This is a genomic window from Stenotrophomonas sp. 3diitr2024, assembly GCF_042136455.1.
Lineage (GTDB): Bacteria > Pseudomonadota > Gammaproteobacteria > Xanthomonadales > Xanthomonadaceae > Stenotrophomonas > Stenotrophomonas sepilia.
In genome coordinates this window covers 1-744 of record NZ_JBHHMJ010000768.1, presented here as the reverse complement: position 1 = coordinate 744, position 744 = coordinate 1, and the positions used below count along the sequence as shown (strand labels likewise).

The window sequence follows — 744 nt, the reverse complement described above, 5'->3', positions numbered from 1 at the left end:
CAGATCCCTTTTGCGGCGCAAAAGGGATCTGACCCCAGCCCCGGCATGCTGCGCCGCATCAGCAGTGACGCCTGTTGTCGCACGCAAAGTGCGTTCTATACTCGGCCCATCACGCAGTCGCTCAGCCGTGGTCCAACGACTATCAGCCAGGGGTAACGAAGAGTGCGGAATTACGATCTGGAGTTCCTGAAACGCTTCTCCATGGTGATCGCGCTGCTGGCGACCATCACCCTCGGCCTCATCCTCCTTGCCGCCTACATCCACACCCGGATTCCGCCCGAGGTGTCGCCGACCGCGGCCAAGCGCACCGAACAGCGCATCTCGCCCACCGGCGCGGTCTATGCCGGCAGTACCGGCGCTGCCGCGCAGGCCGCCGCCAAGGCCGCCGCGCTGGCCAAGGCCGCGTCGCAGGTGGCCTACGGCGGCACCAAGGATGGCAAGGTGATCTTCGACAACCTGTGCACCGCCTGCCACACCACCGGCGTGGGCATGGCACCGACGCTGGACCATTCGCACTGGGACAAGCGCATCGCGCAGGGCAAGGACACGCTCTACAAGCACGCCATCGAGGGCTATACCGGCCCCGACGGCGGCATCATGCCCCCCAGGGGCGGCAACCCGGCCCTGACGGAAGAACAGATCCACGCCACCGTGGACTGGATGCTGGCCAATCTGAAGTAAGCGGTAGTGCCGGCCGCTGGCCGGCAACCACACATCGCACGAGGGTCATGAGGTTGCCGGCCA

The 744-nt window shown here is 66.0% G+C and carries 1 protein-coding gene; it reads left to right on the top strand.

Annotated features, from left to right (window positions below; translation table 11 throughout):
• Positions 1–162: 162 nt before the first annotated feature.
• Positions 163–681, top strand: coding sequence for a cytochrome c5 family protein (locus ABGA94_RS20325; protein ID WP_065178404.1), 519 nt, complete (start codon positions 163–165; stop codon positions 679–681).
• Positions 682–744 lie beyond the last annotated feature (63 nt).